Here is a 16,895-nt window from a genome sequence, read left to right as displayed (position 1 = left end):
CGTTGTATGAAACTGGCGCCCTTAAAGTTGTGGCTCCGTACTCTCAACTCTTGGAGTCCACTATGATTAGTCATGAGAAAGTTGTTCATTTTTCAGAACGGTTGAATAAAGGTAAGACTGAAGCCGATGCGGCTCGGAACATAATGAAGTTTATGTGTGCGGGCGTCGGTATGGTGCTTCAGGACGAAGAAGTTTCCCCTATTGTCAAACGCGCGTTCGCAGCTGCGCAGAGATACTGGTTTGAGGGGGGCAAAAATGAAAAGGAGTTAAATGCTGCCAGAGTCAAATGCTGGGATTTTCTGGAAGCGAAAGGACGCGATGTCGACATTGAAGATAACGAGGATGCAGTCGTAAGAGGCTTATTTTGCGTCATGTATCCCGACAGAGTTTCCGATGAAGATTTCGTGCAGGAGTCTTTTCAGTGGTTTTTCGAGATGATCAACAGGATTGGCGATTTCAGTCCAGCGTTTGAACAGCTAGCCAAAAAAGTAGCCCTTGATGGCATCATCGGCAACAGGACGAGTAGCCGGTCAAAGGAGTGACAACATGAAAGACGCAATCCGCCTCGGCGACTCCACCACTCACGGTGGCAAGGTCCTCGAAGCATTCTCCCGGACCGACCTCAACGGCAAACCGATTGCCGGAGTCGGTCACAAGGTCAGTTGCCCATTGTGCAAGGGGGTTTTCCCGATTGCCGAGGGCAGTAGCACCTACACTGTCGATGGCGTGCCTATCGTGCTGGACGGTATGAAAACCGCCTGCGGGGCGGCGCTGATTGCCAGTGGCCCGAAAGGCGCCGTAATCAGCTGAGTCTCTGAGTTTCTTTTACCCCTGTTTGCCCCGGTCGATATCCAGAGTGGGCAGCAACTAGTCCAGGGATTCAAAAAGCAAAAAGATCGCAGCCTGCAACAGCCCTCCATCAGGATTAATTTTCCTCTGTAGGCGCTGCCACAAGCTGTGATCTTTTGCTTTTACTTCGCAGAAAACTTCAACACCACGCTCTGGCTGTAGGTCTGTCCCGGATCCAGCCGGGTGCTCGGAAAGTTCGGCTGGTTCGGCGAGTCCGGATAGTGCTGGGTCTCCAGGGTAAACGCGCCCCAGTGCGGATAGACCTTGCCACCCTTGCCCTTGACCGTGCCGTCGAGGAAGTTGCTGGTGTAGAACTGCACGCCCGGTTCGTTGGTGAACAGTTGTAAGTGGCGACCGGATTGTGGGTCGCTGACTTCGGCGGCGAGTTTGCTGACGTCCCCCTTGGTGTCCAGCGCCCAGTTGAAATCGAAGCCACCTTGTTTTTCTTCAGCGAATTTCAATTGCGGATGATCGGCCTTGATGTGCTGACCGATGGCGGTCGGTTTGGTGAAGTCCATCGGCGTACCGGCCACGGGCGCCAGTTCGCCGGTCGGGATCAGTTTGGCGGTGACCGGGGTGTAATGGCTGGCATGCAGGGTGGCGACTTGCTTGAGGATGTCGCCATTGCCGGCGCCGGCGAGGTTGAAGTAGCTGTGGTTGGTCAGGTTGAGCACCGTCGGTTTGTCGGTGCTGGCCTTGTAGTCGATGCGCAGCTCGTTGCTGTCGGTGAGGCGGTAGGTCACTTCGGTGGTGAGGTTGCCGGGGAAACCCATTTCGCCATCCGCCGACAGGTAGGTCAGGGTCACGCCGACCGAATCCTTGTCTTTGGTTTCCGTCGCTTTCCAGACCTTTTTGTCGAAGCCCTGAGTGCCGCCGTGCAAGGCATTGGTCTTGTCGTTCTGCGGCACTTGATAGCGTTTGCCGTCGAGTTCGAAGGTGCCATCGGCCAGGCGATTGCCGAAGCGGCCGATGGTCGCGCCGAAGTACGCGGTGCCTTTTTGATAACCCTGCACATCGTCGAAGCCGAGGACGATGTCGTCGAGCTTGCCGTGTTTGTCCGGCACCTGCAGCGCCTGCAAGGTAGCGCCGTAGGTGATGACCGTGGCCTGCATGCCGTGGCTGTTGCGCAGGATGTATTGCTCGACGGGTGTGCCGTCATTGGTTTTGCCGAACGCTTTGTGTTCGCTGGACAGGCCGGCGGCCTGGGCGGAGAGGGTGGCGATCATCAGGGACAGTCCGAGGCCGCAGAGTGAGTGTCGGGATTGAAGCATGGTTGACCTTCCTTTTTGTTGTTGTTTTGAAAATCGCTAAATAGTCATGCTAATTAATGGTTGAGTGAGAATTTATAGCGGATGAAACGGTTAATGCAAAAATAAAGTCGGACTAAATTGATTGGGCACCATTGCGCCGAAGGTCGGGAATCCACGCCGGCACTGCACTTTTGCGAAATCCCCGGCTCTATCCATGGCCAGGGTGCGGTGACTTCCGCCGCACAGGAACGTGTCCGTCAAAGAATTCATGCCGAGAGTTTTGCGCCACACCGCTGCATTCATTCATCGCCCGTGCCTGCTGCTGGCCTGTCTGTCGACGCTGTTGCTCGGCGGTTGCAGCCATCAGGACGGCAACAATTTCATCACCCAGATGCGCGAGGGCAGGCCTCAGGAATTTCTCCAGACCAGCGTCGACCGCATGGCCACGCTGGCGATGCGCGACAACCTCGACAGCCTCTATCGGCTGATGGGCAAGCTGTATTTGCGCAACCCTGAAGAGCTGCGCAAATCCGGGTTCCTCGACGTCAAGACTGCCGTCAAACAAGTACGGCTGGCCATCGAACAGCAACAGCCTTTGCCGACCCTCGGCGGCAAAAAAGACCTGGCGGCGCTGAGCTATGCCATGAGCCCGGAGTTCCTCGGCGACCGGGTCGGCGCATTCATCTATGCGATCGGCAGCATGCTGGTCACCGCCCACGGCAACCGCACCGAGTTCTACATGACCGATGCGATCAATCCGACCTTCGTCAACAACGCTGCACGCAACATCGAGAAGGCCACGTGGATCCTCGCCCAGCGGCAGAACAAGGAAGGCCAGCCGCTGCTGTTTTCCAACGAGATTTCCGAGGAGGGCAGCAACCTGAGCTTTGCCACGGAGTTCGGCAAAGTCGTGGCGCGCCTGGATCTGCTGACCCAGATGCTCGACGAACGCTACCGGCGCATCGGTCTGAATTACGCCCAGAGCCTGCTGTTCTTGAATTTTTTGCCAGTGCAGTGAGCCAAGTCGGGTAGAGTGGCGATCGATAAGGTTTGTATACAATCTGTCGTCCGATTTGACTCAAAGGGAGCTGCACCTGTCATGACCGACCCCGCAAGCGCCGAATACTCGAGCCTGGAACGTGCCACCCGCACGGACAAACTGCCTTACGCCGCATTGCTGGCGTTTGCCATGACCGGCTTCATCGCCATCCTCACCGAAACCCTGCCAGCGGGCCTGTTGCCGCAGATTGGCGCCGGCCTCAACGTCAGCGAAGTGCTGGCCGGGCAACTGGTGACGCTGTATGCGCTGGGCTCGATTGTCGCGGCGATTCCGCTGACGGTCGCCACCCGTGGCTGGGGGCGCAAGCGGGTGCTGCTGATGACGGTCGGCGGGTTTCTGCTGTTCAACACCATCACCACGTTTTCCAGCCATTACGGACTGACCCTGGCGTCGCGATTTCTGGCCGGGATGGCGGCGGGGCTGTCGTGGGGGATCATGGCTGGCTACGCGCGGGGGATCGTGCCGGTGCACCAGCAGGGTCGGGCGCTGGCGATTGCCATGCTTGGCACGCCGGTGGCGTTGTCGCTGGGTACGCCGGCGGGCACCTGGCTGGGCAATGTGATCGGCTGGCGCGCCTCGTTCGGGATCATGTCGGCACTGGCGCTGGTGCTGGCGGCGTGGATCGTTATCGCGGTGCCGGATCGTCCGGGTCAGGCCCGCGCCGAGCGATTGCCGCTGATGCAATCGCTGCGTCTGCCTGGCGTGCGTCCGGTGCTGTTCGTGGTACTGACCTGGATGCTTGGACACAACATTCTCTACACCTACATCGCGCCGTTTCTGACGCAGGCCGGTCTTGGCGAGCGGGTCGATCTGGTGCTGCTGGTCTTCGGTCTGTGTTCGCTGCTGGGGATCTGGATCATTGGTCTGCTGGTGGATCGCTGGTTGCGTGGGCTTGCCTTGATCAGCCTTGCGGTGTTTGCCGTGACTGCGCTGGTGCTGGCACTGGTCGCGCCGTCGCCCTGGCTGATTTATGCCTGCATGGCGGTGTGGGGCCTGTCGTTCGGCGGCTCGGCGACGTTGCTGCTCACCGCCGCAGCGGACTCCGCCGGAGAACATGTGGATGTGGTGCAGGCGATGCTCACCACTTCCTGGAACGTGGCGATTGCCGGCGGCGGATTGTTCGGCGGATTGCTGCTGGATCGGGCAGGGGCGATGTCGTTTCCGTGGGCGTTGCTGATCCTGTCGCTGATCGCACTGGCCACGGTCTGGCTTAACAGCACCCACAGTTTCAAACCGGGCCGACGGCAGCACTGACAAACAAAAAATTGCATAACGATAGATCCGATCGATATAGGTCGATATAAGAAAACTGGTTATGCTGCGGGCCGGATTTTTCCTGTGGTTTGTCTGGACGTCTTAATGGAATTGGCAAATTTCGGCCTGGTGATTGCCGGGCTGGTCGTGGGGTTCATCGTCGGCATGACCGGTGTCGGCGGCGGTTCGTTGATGACGCCGATCCTGCTGTGGTTCGGCATCAATCCGGCCACGGCGGTGGGCACGGATCTGCTATACGCGGCCATCACCAAATCCAGCGGCGTGCTGGTCCACAGGAAGAACAAGAACATCGACTGGGCCATCACCGGCTGGCTGACCCTGGGCAGTGTCCCGGCGGTGGCGATGACCTTGTGGTTCCTCAGCACCCTGCACACCGCGCCGGACGCGATGAACGCCATCATCAAGCAAGCGCTGGGCTTCGTGCTGTTCGCCACGGCGCTGGCGATTCTGTTCAAGAAACGCCTGCTGGAATTCGCCCACAAACGCGCCGGCGGCAACTACAACCCGAGCGGCGCGCGCCTGAATGTCATGACCGTGATCACCGGTCTGATCCTCGGCACCATGGTCGCCCTGACCTCCATCGGCGCCGGCGCCCTCGGCACCGTCGCATTGTTCATCCTCTATCCGCTGCTGCCGACCCGCCGCCTGGTCGGCACCGAAATCGCCCACGCCGTACCTCTGACCCTGGTCGCCGGCCTCGGCCACGCGAGCATGGGCAACATGGACTGGGGCGTGCTGGGCTTTCTGCTGGTCGGTTCGTTGCCGGGCATCTGGCTCGGCAGCCACCTGACCGGTCGAGTCTCCGATGAACTGCTGCGCCCGTGCCTGGCGACGATGCTGGTGTTGATCGGTTACAAGCTGGCGTTCTGATCGAGCGCCCGCTTCATCACCGTCACCGGCAAACCGTCGTACTCCGTTTCTTCCAGCACCTCCCAACCCAGCCGCGCATACAGTGACTGCGCGGCATCGGTGTACAGGTACAACTGCGGCACACCCAGTGCGGCGGCTTCCTCGACGATGCGGTTGACCAGTTGCGAGGCGATCCCACGGCCACGCTGTTCGGCCTTCACGTAGACGCCGGCCAGCCACGGCGTCAGTTGCGGGCGCGTGTCCATGTCGCTGTCGATCAGCAGCGCACCGCCGAGCAGTTTTCCGTCTTCGATCGCCACCACCACGCTGGGGATCGCGCCTTTACCGCAGGCGGCGCGCATGCGTTCGGTGCGGCTGGCGAGGGTATCTTCGGGGCTGTATTGGCCCCATTCCTTGAAGTTGAGTTCGGCCAGTTCCTCGATCAGTTGCGGGTGATGGCAGAGGTAGTCGATGTGCATGCGCGTTGAACTCCATTTCGCAGGCTGAACCTCCACCCTAATGCGGTCATAAAAGGTAATCAAATGCGCGACAGGATCGCGCTCAACCGGTTGCGCAAAATCGGTGCTGACCTAAGCTTTGGGCAAGGCGAAACACTTTTGCCGGGCACCCCCCGGAACAATCGCCGCGATGCGCAATCATTAGAGCGTGGATATCAAAAGGAGATGCGCATGCTCATCAGGTCACTGACCCTGACACTCTTGCTGGCGATTGCCGGCCCCCTGTTCGCCGCCGACGGCGATTCCCCTCTGGACGTCGACAAGGGCATCAACCGCCCGGTGATCGTGATCGCTTCCAGTACGGTCGATTCATATTGGGTCAGCCTGAAAAAAGCGCTGGACGATCCGGCCAACAAACAAGGCATCGCCGACCGCAAGATCAAGGTTTACACCATCCTGAGCATGAGCGGTCAGGTCGATGGCAAAAGCCTCGAGCAGCAGCAAACCATGGCGCTGCTGCGCTCGCTGAAGCTGGGCGCCGGGGCGTATCCGAAGGTTTTCCTGGTGGGCAAGGATGGAGAGACCAAGCTGACGGCTTCGGGGGATGAAGCGGCGGCGGTCGATTTGAAGAAGATCTTCGACACCATTGATGCGCTGCCTGCCGCCGAGAAAGAAACCACCTCCACCGTGGTCACTGCCCCGGCCGCTGCAGAACCGGCGCCGGCCAAGGGTGCGAAAGGGACAAAACCGGTGAAGCCAGCCAAACCGGCCAAGCCGCCGGAAATGCCGGATGATTGATTGAGGCAGGCTCTGAATAAAAATGGCGAACGTTATCAAGCGTTCGCCATTTTTTTTGCTCACGGTGTTTTGATCTGAAGATGACCGCAGGTGGTCACGGATGACATTCCAACACTGTTCTGCGATGCCGGTTTCTTTGGTTCTGATCCGCATCTGACTGACATCGAGTTTTCAAAGGCTATTGCGCTCGTAGAGCTCGTCGTCATTCAGCACGTAAACCAGTGCATCTTTTGCTTCGCTAACGACCAAGGGAGACTGGGTTGTCAGCACGAATTGGCAGTTTGGAAATGTTTTGTTCAATTGCTGGATAAGGTTGAGCTGCCATTCCGGATGCAGATGAAGGTCCACTTCATCGATGAGGACGATGCCTTCGCCGTGGAGCGGATTGTCCAGTGACGGGTTCATCATGGCCAGTCGGCGGGCGATGTCGCCGACCAGTGCCAGCATCGATTTTTCGCCTTGTGACAATTGGGCGACATTGAAAGTGACGCGGTCCTTGTCGATCGCCATGTGCAGGCGAGGTTGTCGCTGTATTCGCAGGTTGGTGAAGCCCGGCATGAAGGCCGCGATGGCGCAGCGGACGGCCGTCAGTTGGGAGTCACGGGACGAAGCTTTGAGCTCGGATAACGTCTTCCAGGCTTCGCTTTCAGGACCAAATTTTTGAGCTATTTCGTTCAATGCGGAATCGGAAATACCGGACTCGTTTTCGCTGTCTTCGCGCTCTCGAAACCATTCAAAGAAGCCACGAAAATCGGTGCTGTGTTTCAGGGATTCGTCGTAGCCCGCCAGTTGATCGAAGGTTTGTCCGCTTTTGATTTTCAGCGGGATTTCGAGAACCGATCGCTCCACCGGATAGTAGGCGATCAGGGGGAGTGAGGCGTTGTCATCGGCTGTCATCAGGGCGCGATAGTGATCGGCGAGCAGATTTACGTCTTCCAGGGAGCTGCTCAGAGCCGTTTTCCCGCCCTGCTTGCTGTGTGACATACCCCATACGAATACATCGTCTTCTTCATCGGGATCAGACTCGGGATTGACTCGCGGATGTGCAGGTTCTGCTACCGCGATCGAGACGATGGCAGCCGGGGTCCCGTTACGAATGTCTTCCTCTGCGATATGACTGCCATTGCCTTTTCGGGTGCGAATTCTTGCTATCAGCCAGCTCAGGCAGGTGGTGAGCGCTTTCAGCAGGGTGGTTTTACCGGCGCCGTTGATTCCCACGAAAACTGTGATGTTGGAATGGGGGCCGGAGAGAGGAGCCAAATGAACGGTGATGTCATTGAACCGACCTACATTCGTGAGTTTGAGGCTGTCGATCTTCATTAATCCCCCTCTGTGTTTCAGTCGGTCAGGTGTTTGGCGAACGTCATTTCATCCGCGATAACCCGGCAATGCGGTGCAGTTTAGATGCATCTCTTTCAGCCGGTCACCTTTGAAAATCATTGCTGAATGTGCCCGGAAATTTACGCGGCAACACCCTTCAAATCCGTCGGACGTTTCCTTCAAAACGCGGCGGCGTTGGTGAACTGGTGGCTTGAGTCGTACGCCGATAACCTCATCGGGCCGCTGCAAAATCAGCGGTCGGATGTGGAAGTCCGGTGAATCCTGAATGCGCATGTGCGCCTGTAAACACTTGTTGGCGCCTTTATACCAACATTGTTTGCTTATGGCAGCTATGCGCAGGAGCACTCTCGAGTGCACCGGGTTTTTTGGGATCCCGGACTTCCACACCTGCGCAAAGCTGCCACCCTCTCGTGGAAGGGAGCTCGGCAGTTTTTTCTCCAACTGCACGAGATATTCACACATGAAAGAATTTGATTCGAACGCAGCCGAAACTCCCACCAACCCAGATTCCCGCGAACAAATCGCTAATCCCAAACCCCGCTACATCCCTATTACCGGCATCGACTGCCAGATTCCCTGCCTCCTGATCGACCGCGAAGCTCCGGTAGACGTACTCCACGGTACAGCTGCCTACCGATTACGAAGCGTGACTCAGCTGCTGGAAACCCTTTCCCTCAGCGACGGCATCGGTCATGACTCATTACTGTTGCAGGACTTCGCCCGGGTGCTGGCAATCCCTCTACGTGACAGCTGCGACCTGATGGATGTACTGGGCTGGAAGCTACAGGCGTAGTTTTCAAACCCCCAAACAAAAACGGGCGACCTTCTCGGGTCGCCCGTTTTTTATGGCGTGATTACCGGGTCAACTCACCCAGAATCCTGTGCGCAATCTTCACCCGCTCAGCATTCGGGTAATTACGGTTCGCCAGAATCACGATCCCGACTTTCTTCGACGGCACGAACGCGACGTACGCGCCGTAGCCACCGGTGGAGCCGGTCTTGTTGAGCAGCACGTTCGCCGGTTCAGGCTGTGGCGGGTTGAGCCATTTGACCTTGTGCGCTTCCATGGCCATTGGCGTCGAGTTGCCGTCCAGCAGGCGTTCGAGGCTGATCGGGTAGGTGTAGCGTTCCCAGCCCAGGCCCTGGGTCATGTCGCCGACGGTGTAGTAACCGGTGTGGGTGAGGGCGACGGCTTTTTGCAGCGGTGCTTCGAGTTTGGCGGTGTCGAGGTTGGCCTGGACGTATTGCAGCAGGTCGGCGGCGCTGGTTTTCACGCCGTAGGCTTCGGAATCGAGGGCGCCGGGGCTGACGCGAACGGGTTTGTTGTTTTTGTCATAGCCCTGGGCGTAGAGCTTCTCTTCAGACGCCGGCACTGAAAGGAAGGTGTGCTTGAGTCCGAGTTTCGGAAGCAGGGTTTCAGTCATGACCGGATTGAACGGTTGGCCGAGGCTTTTTGCGGCCAGGTAGCCGAACAGGCCGATGCTCGGGTTGGAATACAGGCGATGGCTGCCGGCCGGAAAGGTCGGTTTCCACTGTTGGTAATAGCCGAGCATCTTGTCGGAAGAATCCGCTGCATCCGGGAACTGAAGCGGCAGGCCGCCGGCGCTGTAGGTGCCCAGTTGCAGCAGGCTGATGTGGTCGAAGGCGCTGCCTTTCAGTTCAGGCCAGTGCTGGCTGGCCTTGTCGGAGAATTCCAGTTTACCGCTGGCCTGGGCGTAGGCGGCGAGGGTTGCGGTGAAGGTTTTGCTCACCGAGCCGATTTCGAACAGGGTATTTTCACTCACCGCTTGCCCGCTGCTTTTGTCGGCGACACCGTAGTTAAAGTAATGTGCCTTGCCATCGACGGTCACGGCCACCGCCAGCCCAGCGATATCCTGTTGCTGCATGACCGGGGTCACGGTGGCCTCGACCAGCGCCTGCAACTGATCGTCGGTTTGCGGGGCGGCCAGGCAGGTGGCGGCGCTGAAGAAAAGTCCGACAGCGCTGAAGGGCTTGAGTTTGTTCAGGTTGATCGAAGACATGCTTGAACCACTCTCCATGAGTGTTGATGGTGTTATCCCGCTACACTGCGAGCGTTTTTTCATCGGGTTGCTGATCAGCGCCGCAAATCTAGGCAGTCCGGCGTCATTCGACAAACGATGAAAACTCGGACGAGCCATTAGAAAAATTTGGGACCTGGCATGATTCGACCTCAATTGCCGTTGAATGCATTACGCGCTTTTGAAGCTTCTGCGCGCCACCTGAGTTTCACCCGCGCCGCCGTGGAGTTGTGCGTGACCCAGGCCGCAGTCAGCCATCAGGTCAAAAGCCTGGAGGCGCAACTCGGCGTGATCCTGTTCAAACGCCTGCCCCGTGGGCTGATGCTGACCGGCGAGGGCGAAACCCTGCTGCCGGTGCTGACCACGTCGTTCGATCATATCGCGCAGATGCTCGAGCGTCTGGCAGGCGGGCAATATCGGGAAATGCTCACGGTCGGCGCGGTGGGCACCTTCGCGGTGGGCTGGTTGTTGCCGAGGCTGGAGGACTTTCAGGCGAAACATCCGCTCATAGATTTGCGGCTGTCGACCAACAACAATCGGGTGGACGTCGCCGCCGAAGGGCTGGATTACGCGATCCGGTTTGGCGCCGGCGCGTGGCACGGTATCGAGGCGACCCGTTTGCTGGAGGCGCCATTGTCGGTGCTCTGTGTGCCTGAAATCGCCCGACAGTTGCACACGCCGGGGGATCTTTTGCAGCAGCGTTTGCTGCGTTCCTACCGCACCGATGAGTGGCCGGAGTGGTTTCACGCAGCCGGTCTGGCGACCCATGCCGCGCCGCCCCAGAGCATCGTGTTCGACTCGTCGCTGGCGATGATGGAAGCGGCAATGCAGGGTGGCGGGGTGGCACTGGCGCCGCCGTTGATGTTTGCCCGGCAACTGGCGGCGGACCTGATCCGCCAACCCTTTGCCATCGAAATCACCACCGGCAGCTATTGGCTGACGCGGTTGCAGTCACGGCCGGAGACGTCGGCGATGGCGGCGTTCAAACACTGGTTGCTGGAAATTTCAGGCTGGTGAAAGTCCTTGTGGGAGCGAGCTTGCTCGCGAAGACGGCCTCAATTTCGAAAAGTAATCGACTGACACTCTGCCATCGCGAGCAAGCTCGCTCCCACAGGGAATTGCGTTGAATACGGGTCAGCGCACCAGGCACGGCTTCTTGTTATCGAACGTCCAGCCCGGAATCAGAAACTGCATCGCCACGCTGTCATCCCGCGCGCCCAGGCCCATGCCTTTATAGATTTCATGGGCCTTGGCCACCTGGTCCATGTCCAGCTCCACCCCCAGTCCCGGCTTCTTCGGCACCTGCACGCAGCCGTCGACGATTTGCAGCGGCGCCTTGGTCAGGCGCTGGCCGTCCTGCCAGATCCAGTGGGTGTCGATGGCGGTGATGTCGCCCGGTGCAGCGGCCGCGACGTGGGTGAACATCGCCAGGGAAATGTCGAAGTGGTTGTTGGAGTGCGAGCCCCAGGTCAGGCCCCATTCATGGCACATCTGCGCCACCCGCACCGAGCCCTGCATGGTCCAGAAATGCGGATCGGCCAACGGGATGTCCACCGACTGCAACTGGATTGCGTGACCCATTTCGCGCCAGTCGGTGGCGATCATGTTGGTGGCGGTTTTCAGGCCGGTGGCGCGGCGGAATTCGGCCATCACTTCGCGGCCCGAGTAACCGTTTTCCGCACCGCACGGGTCTTCGGCGTAGGCCAGCACCTGATGCTGGTCGCGGCACAAACGGATCGCTTCTTTGAGTGACCACGCGCCGTTCGGATCGAGGGTAATGCGCGCGTCAGGGAAGCGTTCGGCCAGTGCGGTCACCGCTTCGATTTCGGCATCGCCGCTGAGGACGCCGCCCTTGAGCTTGAAGTCCTTGAAGCCATAGCGCGCGTGGGCAGCCTCGGCCAGACGCACCACGGCGTCGGCGGTCATGGCTTTTTCGTGACGCACGCGGAACCAGTCATTGTCGGCATCCGGTTCGCTGCGGTAGGCGAGGTCGGTTTCCTGGCGATCGCCCACGTAGAACAGATAACCGAGCATCTTCACTTCATCGCGCTGTTGGCCTTCGCCGAGCAACGCGGCTACCGGCACGTCGAGGTGCTGGCCGAGCAGGTCGAGCAGGGCGGCTTCGAGGCCAGTGACCGCGTGAATGGTGATGCGCAGGTCGAAGGTCTGTAGCCCACGGCCGCCGGCGTCACGGTCGGCGAAGGTCTGGCGCACCTGGTTGAGGATCTTCTGATACGTGCCGATCGGGCTGCCGACCACCAGGCTGCGCGCGTCTTCAAGGGTCTGGCGGATGCGTTCGCCGCCGGGCACTTCACCGACGCCAGTGTGGCCGGCGTTGTCCTTGAGGATGACGATGTTGCGGGTGAAAAACGGCCCGTGGGCGCCGCTCAGGTTGAGCAGCATGCCGTCGTGGCCGGCCACCGGGATGACTTGCATCTCGGTGATGATCGGGGCTTTGGCGATGTCGTGTGCGGTCATGTCTTGTTGTCCTTTCAAGCGGATTCAGGCGTGTTTCGGCGCGGCATCGGCCACGGCGACGTCAGGTGCGGATTTGGGTGTCATGCGGGCGGCGAACACGATGATTGCGGCGATGATCGAGGTCGCGGCCAGACCATAGAGGCCGCCCTGGATCGAGCCGGTGTGTTGTTCCAGCAGGCCGAACGTGGTGGGGGCGACGAATCCGCCGAGGTTGCCCACCGAGTTGATCAGCGCGATCACGGCGGCGGCGATCCGCGCATCGAGATAAGCCTGCGGTATCGGCCAGAACAGCGATGACGCGGATTTGAAACCCAGTGCGGCAAAGCAGATCGCGACGAAAGCGAAGATCGGCCCGCCGGTGGTGGACATGAACATCCCCGCGGCGGCGATCAACAACGCCGTGGCGACCCACGCCTGCTGGTGTTTCCACTTCGCCGAGAACGAGGCGAACGCGTACATGCCGATGATCGACAGCAGCCACGGAATCGAGTTGAACAGGCCGACCTGGAAGTCGCTCATCTCGCCCATTTTCTTGATGATGCTCGGCAGCCAGAACGTCGCGGCGTAGATGGTCAATTGAATGAAGAAGTAGATCAGGCAGAACAGGATGATCTGGCGATCCTTGAGCAGTTTGCCCAGCGACGGCCGGATCGGGGTCGCGGCTTCACGGGCCTGTTGTTCATCGTCGATGGCTTTGACCAGCGCATCCTGCTCGGCGCGGGTCAGCCACTTGGCGTCGTGGGGTTTGGCGTCGAGCCAGAACCAGACGAATACGCACAGGCCAACCGAGAACATCCCCTCGATGAAATACATCCACTGCCAGCCGTGCAGACCCAGACCTTCGATCTGCAGCAACAGGCCGGACAACGGACCGGAAATCAGCGAGGCCACGGCCGAACCGCTGAGGAAGATCGCAATCGCCTTGCCGCGCTCGGCCCCCGGCAACCAGCGGGTGAAGTAGTAGATCACCCCGGGAAAGAACCCGGCCTCGGCCACGCCGAGCAGAAAACGCAGGATGTAGAAGTGGGTTTCGTTCTGGATGAACGCCATGCCGGCGGCCACCAGGCCCCAGGTGAGCATGATGCGGGTCAGCCAGATTCGCGCGCCGACCTTTTGCAGCAGCATGTTGGAAGGGACCTCGAACAGCGCGTAACCGATGAAGAACAGCCCGGCACCGAAACCGTAGGCCGCGGCACCGATGCCGAGGTCATGTTCCATGTGGGTGCGGACGAAGCCGATGTTCACCCGGTCAATGTAATTGACGATGAACATGATCACGAAAAGCGGCAGGACGTGGCGTTTGACTTTGGCAATGGCCGAGGACAGCACGGAATCGGCGCCCTCGTTCATCCCGGCAATGGATGATTTCACTTGGTTTTCTCCCACTCGTTATTTTTATGCGGGGTGTGTCTGGTGTTGCGTTGTTGATAGACATCATACAACTAGGTTTTTTTGTCCTACAAGCGGCAGGGCTCAATCAAATTTGTCTACGGGGAGCAGTTCTTATGCTTTTTTAGGTTTCATGTGCCGTTTTTATTGGATCTTGTAGGGGGTGTATCAGGCGTGGCAGAGCATCCTGTTCCGGTGATCGTGGGGAGATTGCTCGGCGAAGTGGAAGGTTTTCTAGCTAATATCGAGAGTTGTCATACAAGTTGGGGGCCGAAATCATAGGAGCTCATACAAGTCATTGCCCGCAGTGCTACGATCGGTTTGCCCCGATCAAAGGAACCGACCATGCAACAAGATCTCGACGCCCCCGCCCCTAAACGCGCACACAACCTGGCCCATGATCTGGTGGAAAAACTCACCCAGAGCATCCTGCTCGGCCAGATGTTGCCCGGTGACAAGTTGCCCTCGGAAAACTCGATCGTTCAGGAGCACGGCGTCAGTCGTACCGTGGTGCGTGAGGCGATTTCCAAATTGCAGGCGTCGGGATTGGTGGAGACGCGGCACGGTATCGGCACGTTCGTGATCGAACGCGCACCGGAGCAGGGCCTGCGGCTGAATGTCGACACCGCGTTGGGCGTGCGCAGTATTCTCGAATTGCGCATGGGCCTGGAGACGCAGGCGGCGGCACTGGCCGCGCAGCGCCGCACCGAACAGCAACTGGTGCAGATGCGTCAGGCGCTGGACGACTATCAGCGTCTATTGGCCAACAACGACAGTTGCGTCGAAGCCGACCGGCGCTTCCACCTGCTGATTGCCGAAGCCACCGGCAATGTCTGCTTCACCGAGATCATGCAGCACCTTGGCAGCGCGATGATTCCGCGTACCCGTGTCAACGCCGCCGAGCGCGGGGCGGTGGATTTGAGCAAGCTCGGGCAACTGGCGAATCTTGAGCATGAGGCGATTCTCAACGCGATCAAGCGTCAGGATCCGGACGCGGCGCGTGCGGCGATGTGGCTGCACCTGACCAACAGTCGCGACCGGTTTTCGGCTCAGGGTTGATTTGAATGAAAGCTGTTGGCAGGCCGGCCTCATCGTCGGATCCCCGCCCGTATCGCTATCGCTGGCAAGCCAGTTCCCATAGTTTTGTGTCAGCCCCAGATCCCGCGTCCGACACCAATCCCTGTGGGAGCGGGCTTGCTCCGGGCGGCGATCCGACGAAGGCGGCGTCTGCTTCGAAATAATTCAGGATCAGGTTTGAGTTGCCCGGATCACCACCGGCCGTTCCAGATTCAATGCCAGCACACTGATCAACACCACCGTCGAACCCGCCAGCACCAACAGCGTCGCTCGCTCGCCCAGGCTCACCGAAGCAATCCCCATCGCGGTCGGCGGGGTCAGGTACAGCGTCATCGTCGCCCGGCTCAGGTCCACATGCTTGAGCACGAATGCCCACGCCAGATAGGCGAGGGCGCTGGGAAACACGCCAAGACCGAGCACCGCCCATTGCACCCGCAGCGGCGCACTGGCCACGCTGTCGGCCAGCCCCGGCAAGTAGATCAACAGCAACAGCGTGCCGGACCACACCGTGTAGCAAACCAGCGTGAGCCCGTCGTAGCGCCGGGCGTGGTGTTTTTGCAGGGCGAAGTAAACGCTCCACGACACAGCGGCCAGCAATATCAACAAACCATGGACGTCGATGCTGCCGAGGCCGCGATTGCCGCTGACCACAATCACCACGCCGACGAACCCCAGTAACACACAACCCCAGCGCCAGACGCTGACCCGATCCTTGAACACAAACCGCGCCAGCAGCGTGCTGAACAGCGGCGTCGATTGCGCCAGCACACTCGACGCGCCGGCGCTGACGCTTTGCTGGCCGATGTTCAGCACCACGTGATGCAGGCTGACGGCAAAAAAGCCCAACGCAAACAACAACGGCAAATCCTGCAGACGCGGCAGGTGAATACCCTTGAAGCCTGCAATCACCGCCATCAACAACGACGCCAGTAGAAACCGCAGCAGCGCCAGATGACCGGGCTCGTAGGCTTGCAGGCCGATGTGGATACCGGTCGGCGAATAAGCCCAGCAACCGACCACGAAGGCCATGGCCAAAAGGATTTTCAAAGCTGAAGTGGAAGGCATGAGCGAGGCACCAAGGTGATTGATGCACCGAGTATCCGGGTGGCAAATCATTCGCCACAACTGACTTATACTGCGTAAACCGTTCACTCAGAGTGATGAATTATGGAGCTGGCGCAGATCCGCATGTTCAAGACCGTGGCCGAGCTCGGCAGCATCGCCAAAGCGGCTGAAAAGCTGTTTTGTGTGCCGTCGAATATCACCGCGCGGATCAAATCCCTGGAAGCGGAACTGGGTGTGGCGCTGTTTCTGCGCGAAGGGCGGGGGCTACGGATCAGCCCTGCCGGGCAGACCTTTCTGGCTTACGCGGAGAAGATTCTGGCGCTGACAGCCGAAGCCAAACGCGCGGTCGATCCTGCCGCCGAGCCGTCCGGGCCGCTGCGCATCGGCGCCATTGAGTCTTCGGCCACCGGGCGTCTGCCACGCCTGCTGGCGAAATTTCACAAGCGCTATCCGAACGTGGCGCTGGAGTTGACCACCGGCACCTGGGGCCAACTGCTCGACGATACCGTCAGCCATCGTCTCGATGGTGCGATCGTTGCGGTGGACGTCGAGCGCGCACAGCTCAAGCGCACGCCGATGTACCGCGAGGAGTTGCTGTTGATCGCTTCGACTTCGTTCGGGCCGGTACAGGGCATCGCTGATTTGCAGGACAAAACCGTGTTCATGTGGCCGCAGGGTTGTCCGTATCGCGCCGCGCTGGAGCACTGGTTGTTGCGTCAAGGTCTGGCGCTGCCGATTGTCAGCCTGGCCAGTTACGGGGCGATTGTCGGTTGTGTGAGTGCCGGGGCTGGCGTGGCGCTGGTGCCCAAGGGGGTGTTCGAACAGTACGCCAAAGGCGCGGGGTGTGCGGGTTACGAATTTCCCGAACTGACGGCCGTCGACAACTTGTTCTACTGGCATGAAAACGCCGGGGTGCACCCGGCGCGTGAGGCATTTGTGGCGATGTTGCGCGAGGAATTTGTCTGAG

General features: G+C 59.5%; 17 protein-coding genes. 10 read left to right on the top strand and 7 right to left on the bottom strand.

What is annotated here, in order from left to right; translation table 11 throughout:
• Nucleotides 1-62 precede the first annotated feature (62 nt).
• Both IHQ43_RS19020 and IHQ43_RS19015 read left to right on the top strand, forming a co-directional pair.
• Nucleotides 63-542 (top strand): hypothetical protein, encoded by a 480-nt coding sequence (locus tag IHQ43_RS19020; protein WP_192561701.1) that lies wholly within the window; start codon nucleotides 63-65, stop codon nucleotides 540-542.
• A gap of 4 nt (nucleotides 543-546) precedes the next feature.
• On the top strand, nucleotides 547-810 hold the full coding sequence (locus IHQ43_RS19015) for a PAAR domain-containing protein (protein ID WP_192561700.1): 264 nt from the start codon (nucleotides 547-549) through the stop codon (nucleotides 808-810).
• A gap of 161 nt (nucleotides 811-971) precedes the next feature.
• On the opposite strand, the gene IHQ43_RS19010 is transcribed toward IHQ43_RS19015, so the two are convergent.
• Nucleotides 972-2,120 carry an aldose epimerase family protein gene (locus IHQ43_RS19010; protein WP_192561699.1) on the bottom strand — a complete coding sequence of 383 codons (1,149 nt, stop codon included), beginning with the start codon at nucleotides 2,118-2,120 and terminating at the stop codon, nucleotides 972-974.
• A 247-nt stretch (nucleotides 2,121-2,367) separates the two neighbouring features.
• Between IHQ43_RS19010 and IHQ43_RS19005 the strand changes: the two genes are divergently transcribed.
• The 3 genes from IHQ43_RS19005 (at nucleotide 2,368) to IHQ43_RS18995 (ending at nucleotide 5,304) form a co-directional block, all read left to right on the top strand.
• Nucleotides 2,368-3,117: a hypothetical protein gene (locus tag IHQ43_RS19005; protein ID WP_192561698.1), complete on the top strand. Its 750-nt coding sequence runs from the start codon at nucleotides 2,368-2,370 to the stop codon at nucleotides 3,115-3,117.
• Between the two features lie 81 nt (nucleotides 3,118-3,198).
• On the top strand, nucleotides 3,199-4,413 hold the full coding sequence (locus IHQ43_RS19000) for an MFS transporter (protein ID WP_192561697.1): 1,215 nt from the start codon (nucleotides 3,199-3,201) through the stop codon (nucleotides 4,411-4,413).
• A gap of 105 nt (nucleotides 4,414-4,518) precedes the next feature.
• A complete protein-coding gene (locus IHQ43_RS18995) occupies nucleotides 4,519-5,304 on the top strand; it encodes a sulfite exporter TauE/SafE family protein (RefSeq protein ID WP_011335062.1) in 786 nt (261 codons plus the stop codon).
• Here IHQ43_RS18995 and IHQ43_RS18990 read toward each other — a convergent pair.
• Nucleotides 5,286-5,762, bottom strand: a complete 477-nt coding sequence (locus IHQ43_RS18990; RefSeq protein ID WP_192561696.1) for a GNAT family N-acetyltransferase — start codon at nucleotides 5,760-5,762, stop codon at nucleotides 5,286-5,288. The genes IHQ43_RS18995 and IHQ43_RS18990 overlap by 19 nt on opposite strands.
• 210 nt (nucleotides 5,763-5,972) lie before the next feature.
• On the opposite strand from IHQ43_RS18990, the gene IHQ43_RS18985 reads away from it, so the two are divergent.
• Nucleotides 5,973-6,539: a DUF4174 domain-containing protein gene (locus tag IHQ43_RS18985; protein WP_192561695.1), complete on the top strand. Its 567-nt coding sequence runs from the start codon at nucleotides 5,973-5,975 to the stop codon at nucleotides 6,537-6,539.
• 171 nt (nucleotides 6,540-6,710) lie between these two features.
• Here IHQ43_RS18985 and IHQ43_RS18980 read toward each other — a convergent pair whose 3' ends face one another.
• Complete coding sequence (locus IHQ43_RS18980; RefSeq protein ID WP_192561694.1) at nucleotides 6,711-7,859, bottom strand: AAA family ATPase; 1,149 nt, start codon at nucleotides 7,857-7,859, stop codon at nucleotides 6,711-6,713.
• 541 nt (nucleotides 7,860-8,400) lie between these two features.
• Between IHQ43_RS18980 and IHQ43_RS18975 the strand changes: the two genes are divergently transcribed.
• Entirely contained in the window at nucleotides 8,401-8,673 is a 273-nt protein-coding gene (locus IHQ43_RS18975; RefSeq protein WP_098968500.1) for a hypothetical protein, read from the top strand.
• A gap of 61 nt (nucleotides 8,674-8,734) precedes the next feature.
• Here the strand turns inward: IHQ43_RS18975 and ampC are convergent, their stop codons facing one another.
• Entirely contained in the window at nucleotides 8,735-9,901 is a 1,167-nt protein-coding gene (gene ampC / locus IHQ43_RS18970) for a class C beta-lactamase (protein WP_192561693.1), read from the bottom strand.
• A gap of 159 nt (nucleotides 9,902-10,060) precedes the next feature.
• On the opposite strand from ampC, the gene IHQ43_RS18965 reads away from it, so the two are divergent.
• A complete protein-coding gene (locus IHQ43_RS18965; protein WP_192561692.1) occupies nucleotides 10,061-10,936 on the top strand; it encodes a LysR family transcriptional regulator in 876 nt (291 codons plus the stop codon).
• A 117-nt stretch (nucleotides 10,937-11,053) separates the two neighbouring features.
• On the opposite strand, the gene gudD is transcribed toward IHQ43_RS18965, so the two are convergent.
• Together gudD and IHQ43_RS18955 are read right to left on the bottom strand one after the other, a co-directional pair.
• Nucleotides 11,054-12,397 carry a glucarate dehydratase gene (gudD, locus tag IHQ43_RS18960; RefSeq protein ID WP_192561691.1) on the bottom strand — a complete coding sequence of 448 codons (1,344 nt, stop codon included), beginning with the start codon at nucleotides 12,395-12,397 and terminating at the stop codon, nucleotides 11,054-11,056.
• Between the two features lie 24 nt (nucleotides 12,398-12,421).
• Entirely contained in the window at nucleotides 12,422-13,768 is a 1,347-nt protein-coding gene (locus IHQ43_RS18955; protein WP_192561690.1) for an MFS transporter, read from the bottom strand.
• 363 nt (nucleotides 13,769-14,131) lie between these two features.
• Between IHQ43_RS18955 and IHQ43_RS18950 the strand changes: the two genes are divergently transcribed.
• Nucleotides 14,132-14,845: a FadR/GntR family transcriptional regulator gene (locus tag IHQ43_RS18950; protein ID WP_192561689.1), complete on the top strand. Its 714-nt coding sequence runs from the start codon at nucleotides 14,132-14,134 to the stop codon at nucleotides 14,843-14,845.
• A gap of 189 nt (nucleotides 14,846-15,034) precedes the next feature.
• On the opposite strand, the gene IHQ43_RS18945 is transcribed toward IHQ43_RS18950, so the two are convergent.
• The gene (locus IHQ43_RS18945) at nucleotides 15,035-15,928 is read right to left on the bottom strand and encodes a DMT family transporter (protein WP_192561688.1); all 894 of its coding nucleotides are present in this window, start codon (nucleotides 15,926-15,928) and stop codon (nucleotides 15,035-15,037) included.
• A 102-nt stretch (nucleotides 15,929-16,030) separates the two neighbouring features.
• Between IHQ43_RS18945 and IHQ43_RS18940 the strand changes: the two genes are divergently transcribed.
• The gene (locus IHQ43_RS18940) at nucleotides 16,031-16,894 is read left to right on the top strand and encodes a LysR family transcriptional regulator (protein ID WP_192561687.1); all 864 of its coding nucleotides are present in this window, start codon (nucleotides 16,031-16,033) and stop codon (nucleotides 16,892-16,894) included.
• Nucleotide 16,895: the final 1 nt, after the last annotated feature.

This window comes from Pseudomonas gozinkensis (assembly GCF_014863585.1).
GTDB lineage: Bacteria > Pseudomonadota > Gammaproteobacteria > Pseudomonadales > Pseudomonadaceae > Aquipseudomonas > Aquipseudomonas gozinkensis.
Note: the sequence above shows the minus strand (reverse complement) of the source record. Positions and strands in the feature narration are given on the sequence as shown.

Coding starts and splice junctions, on each gene's coding strand:
- IHQ43_RS19020 (WP_192561701.1), top strand. CDS start 63: ATGATTAGTCATGAGAAAGTTGTTCATTTTTCAGAACGGTTGAATAAA.
- IHQ43_RS19015 (WP_192561700.1), top strand. CDS start 547: ATGAAAGACGCAATCCGCCTCGGCGACTCCACCACTCACGGTGGCAAG.
- IHQ43_RS19010 (WP_192561699.1), bottom strand. CDS start 2,120: ATGCTTCAATCCCGACACTCACTCTGCGGCCTCGGACTGTCCCTGATG.
- IHQ43_RS19005 (WP_192561698.1), top strand. CDS start 2,368: ATGCCGAGAGTTTTGCGCCACACCGCTGCATTCATTCATCGCCCGTGC.
- IHQ43_RS19000 (WP_192561697.1), top strand. CDS start 3,199: ATGACCGACCCCGCAAGCGCCGAATACTCGAGCCTGGAACGTGCCACC.
- IHQ43_RS18995 (WP_011335062.1), top strand. CDS start 4,519: ATGGAATTGGCAAATTTCGGCCTGGTGATTGCCGGGCTGGTCGTGGGG.
- IHQ43_RS18990 (WP_192561696.1), bottom strand. CDS start 5,762: ATGCACATCGACTACCTCTGCCATCACCCGCAACTGATCGAGGAACTG.
- IHQ43_RS18985 (WP_192561695.1), top strand. CDS start 5,973: ATGCTCATCAGGTCACTGACCCTGACACTCTTGCTGGCGATTGCCGGC.
- IHQ43_RS18980 (WP_192561694.1), bottom strand. CDS start 7,859: ATGAAGATCGACAGCCTCAAACTCACGAATGTAGGTCGGTTCAATGAC.
- ampC (WP_192561693.1), bottom strand. CDS start 9,901: ATGTCTTCGATCAACCTGAACAAACTCAAGCCCTTCAGCGCTGTCGGA.
- IHQ43_RS18965 (WP_192561692.1), top strand. CDS start 10,061: ATGATTCGACCTCAATTGCCGTTGAATGCATTACGCGCTTTTGAAGCT.
- gudD (WP_192561691.1), bottom strand. CDS start 12,397: ATGACCGCACACGACATCGCCAAAGCCCCGATCATCACCGAGATGCAA.
- IHQ43_RS18950 (WP_192561689.1), top strand. CDS start 14,132: ATGCAACAAGATCTCGACGCCCCCGCCCCTAAACGCGCACACAACCTG.
- IHQ43_RS18945 (WP_192561688.1), bottom strand. CDS start 15,928: ATGCCTTCCACTTCAGCTTTGAAAATCCTTTTGGCCATGGCCTTCGTG.
- IHQ43_RS18940 (WP_192561687.1), top strand. CDS start 16,031: ATGGAGCTGGCGCAGATCCGCATGTTCAAGACCGTGGCCGAGCTCGGC.